4 protein-coding genes are annotated in these 3,607 nt (G+C 50.5%); 3 read left to right on the forward strand and 1 reads right to left on the reverse strand.

Annotation, left to right across the window (positions count from 1 at the left end):
• Together HH682_RS15280 and HH682_RS15285 are read left to right on the forward strand one after the other, a co-directional pair.
• Window positions 1–1,608, forward strand: a 1,608-nt coding sequence (locus tag HH682_RS15280; RefSeq protein WP_214238342.1) for a VENN motif pre-toxin domain-containing protein, incomplete at its 5' end; no start/stop codon positions are given.
• Between the two features lie 4 nt (window positions 1,609–1,612).
• Entirely contained in the window at window positions 1,613–1,960 is a 348-nt protein-coding gene (locus HH682_RS15285; RefSeq protein WP_214238343.1) for an immunity 8 family protein, read from the forward strand.
• 66 nt (window positions 1,961–2,026) lie between these two features.
• Here the strand turns inward: HH682_RS15285 and HH682_RS15290 are convergent, their stop codons facing one another.
• Entirely contained in the window at window positions 2,027–2,236 is a 210-nt protein-coding gene (locus HH682_RS15290) for a SymE family type I addiction module toxin (RefSeq protein ID WP_214238344.1), read from the reverse strand.
• Between the two features lie 186 nt (window positions 2,237–2,422).
• On the opposite strand from HH682_RS15290, the gene HH682_RS15295 reads away from it, so the two are divergent.
• Window positions 2,423–3,607 (forward strand): hemagglutinin repeat-containing protein (locus tag HH682_RS15295; RefSeq protein WP_214238345.1); only part of this gene is annotated, 1,185 nt, incomplete at its 3' end.

Raw genomic sequence — 3,607 nt, forward strand, 5'->3', positions numbered from 1 at the left:
CAGCTTAATGGTGCGGTGATTGGCTCGACCGCCAGTGCCGACCATAACCGCTTAGAGACCGGCACCCTAGGCTTTAGCGATATCGATAACCAAGCGGCCTATAAGGTAGAACACCAGAGCGTAGGAGCAAGCACTGGCGGCGGCATGGCGAACTTTATCGGTAATCTTGCTAATGGATTGGCCGTTGCGGGCAATAAGGAAAAAAGCGATAGCTCAACCACCCATGCCGCGGTGAGTGATGGCACGATAATCATCAACGACACGGCCAAGCAGCAACAGAATGTTGATGACCTGAGCCGCGATGTTGAACATGCCAACCAGACGCTTAGCCCGATATTCGATAAGGAAAAAGAGCAGCAACGGATGCAGACGCTGCAGTTGATAGGCGAGGTCGGTAATCAAGCCGCCGATATTGCGCGCACGAAAGGGGAGATAGCAGGACTTAAGGCACAGTCAGATCCAGCGGCCTTACAGGCCGCACGTGCGGAGTTGGTGAGTAAGGGTAACGCCAATCCGACGTCAGAGCAGATAGCCGAAAAAGCTTATCACAGTGCGAAAGCCACTTTTGGTACCGGTAGCGCCATACAGCAAGCCATCACTGCCTCAACCGCCGCGATACAAGGGTTAGCGGGAGGGGATATTGCTAAGGCCTTAGCAGGCGGTGCCGCACCGTACCTAGCAGAAGAAATCCATAAAAGAACAACCACTGACGGTGAGGTGAATAAAACTGCCAACCTGATGGCGCATGCGGTAGTGAATGCGGCGTTATCCCTCGCGAAGGGTGAAAACGCGTTAGCTGGAGCCAGTAGTGCGGCAACAGCCGAAGCGGTAGGGATGATTTCGCAAGCCTATTATGGTAAAAAAGCTTCTGAGCTGGATGAAAAGCAAAAACAAAAAATCAGTGCATTAGCCAGTTTAGCCGCAGGATTAGCGGGTGGCTTAGTGGGAGGCGATACGGCGAGTGCGGTATCGGGGATGCAGACCGGGAAGGTGACGGTTGAGAATAACTCGTTAGGTGATAATAAACCAGGGCATGATGACGATGAACTTAAGAGAGAACATGGTGATCGTGAACTAAAAGTAATTTCGGTTATACCGTGGACAGGTTCATTACTGGATGAGAATGGCAATCCGATACCAGGGGCTTTTAAAGCTGGAAGTTTAATGCCAGTTGCTGGAAAGGGGGCGAGTGGTGCAACTAAGCCATCAATTGGTGCCGACAATACAGCAACCTATCCAAAGCTGAAAGATGATCTGGTACAGCAGAATCTGAATAATATTGCGAAGCAGGACCCGAGGTTGGATGCGGTAGTTAAAGGTGATAATGGAAAACTAAATTATGGTGTTGGTTCTGGCACTAAAACGGAAGCTAATCGATTAGGTGAAATCTGGGTTGGTGATGGGGCGAGACCAACAAAAGATGGAACTGGATTAATGAGTGCTGATGGTACTCGTGTATACCGTTTTCCAAAAGTAAAACCAAATGCTCCAGCAGCAGTAAATCCAACAGGGGTACAGGCTAATTTTGAAACTTTTCAAATAAATCCCGTAACGGGACAGAAAAGCAAAATTGGTGACGGGCATCTTAACGTTATTGTGGGGAAATAAGAACGTGAAAGCTATATTAAGAACTTTAGGCTGTGATGATTGCGACCTTAATTTATTTGTTCCTGAAGAGCATAATAATTTTGTCCTTTTGCTCACTCTATCAGTAGGTCCAGAAAATGAAGAAGGGATAAATTTTTTTCATTTAAACGTCTGTACTCCTGAATGGCTCTGTAAGAACCACTGGCTGCCGGAACTGATGCGCCATACGCTACTGGTACGTAAATACGATTTAAATGAGATCACCAAAACCGTCACAGATTATATCGACCAGTGCGAAGGAAAAGACTGGATGGAGGTAGCCCAAAAGCTCTCCCGTGTTTTTGCCTGGGAATACGAGGACTATCAGCCTTAAACGACAAATCCCGAGCTTCGCGCCGGGATTTTTATTTTAACACTCAGCCATCGGTCGTATCATCAGTTACCCGTGCTCAATGGTCACAGTAACTGATGTATCGGTCGCAAATCCCGCCTCTTCCAACCAGCTGCCCTTTAGATTAAGGTTGGGACAGAGGGTACAATAAGTGGTCTTATCGTTGCGAACAGCGTGGCGGACGCTGGTATATCCCACCTTCAGCCGCCGTAAAACTTTGGAAAAACTCACTTCTGGCTTAGTATTGTGCTTAGCCATAGTCAACACTTTGCGAGTTGGTTATGGTAAGGGTGCTGTTGGTGTTAGCGCATCCTCAGTCCGCGCTAAAAAATCCTGCTCTTAACCGCCTGTTTCTTGCTGTTTTGCCTGAGCAATCACGGCGTCTAGTAACTCCGAAACCATCTTGATGATCTCAATGATGCACGGCAAACACCGAAAGACGCCATGGGGGTTAACCTCTCCTACGGTAATCAACGCGCCCACTCCGAGCAGAAAATCGCGCAGCAGACGCACTCGGGTAGCCAGCTCACCGCCGGGCGCGACCTAAGGTTACAGGCCACCCAAGGGGATATCGATATTGCGGGCAGCCAGCTGAAAGCCGGACGTGATACAACGCTGAGCGCCGCGCAGGATATCCTGCTGCACTCCAGTCAAGACAGTGAAACACTGAGCGGCAAAAATAGTAGCCATGGCGGGTCACTGGGTGTCGGGGTAGGCGCCAGCGGCAACAGCGCCGGGATTAGTATTTCTGCCAGCGTCAATGCCAGCAAAGGCAAGGAAAACGGCAGTTCCCTGACCCATAACGAGACAACGCTGGACAGCGGCGGTTTAGTCACCTTACACAGCGGTCGCGATACCAGCTTAACCGGCGCGCAAGTTAACGGTGAGCGGATTGTGGCGGAGGTTGGTCGTAACTTAACGCTGACCTCCGAGCAAGACAGCAACCGCTACGACTCCAAGCAAAAAAGCGCCAGTGCGGGCGGCAGTTACAGCTTTGGCACCATGACCCCTTCAGGCAGCCTAAATCTTAGTAAAGATAAGATGCACAGTACCTATGACAGTGTGCAAGAGCAGACTGGCCTGTTTGCGGGTAAAGGTGGCTTTGATGTGAAGGTCGGTGAGCATACCCAGCTTAATGGTGCGGTGATTGGCTCGACCGCCAGTGCCGACCATAACCGCTTAGAGACCGGCACCCTAGGCTTTAGCGATATCGATAACCAAGCGGCCTATAAGGTAGAACACCAGAGCGTAGGAGCAAGCACTGGCGGCGGCATGGCGAACTTTATCGGTAATCTTGCTAATGGATTGGCCGTTGCGGGCAATAAGGAAAAAAGCGATAGCTCAACCACCCATGCCGCGGTGAGTGATGGCACGATAATCATCAACGACACGGCCAAGCAGCAACAGAATGTTGATGACCTGAGCCGCGATGTGGCCCATGCGAATCAGACACTTAGCCCGATATTCGATAAAGAAAAAGAGCAGCAACGGATGCAGATGCTGCAGTTGATAGGCGAGGTCGGTAATCAAGCCGCCGATATTGCGCGCACGAAAGGGGAGATAGCAGGGTTTAGCGCCGCTAAAGCTAAGCATCCGACCTATACCGATGACCAGCTGCGTGAGACAGTC

Source organism: Rosenbergiella gaditana, from assembly GCF_018494065.1.
In the GTDB taxonomy this organism is placed as follows: domain Bacteria; phylum Pseudomonadota; class Gammaproteobacteria; order Enterobacterales; family Enterobacteriaceae; genus Rosenbergiella; species Rosenbergiella gaditana.

Bases quoted from the DNA above. Each gene is read 5' to 3' on its own strand.
- HH682_RS15290 (WP_214238344.1), bottom strand. From the start codon at position 2,236: ATGGCTAAGCACAATACTAAGCCAGAAGTGAGTTTTTCCAAAGTTTTA.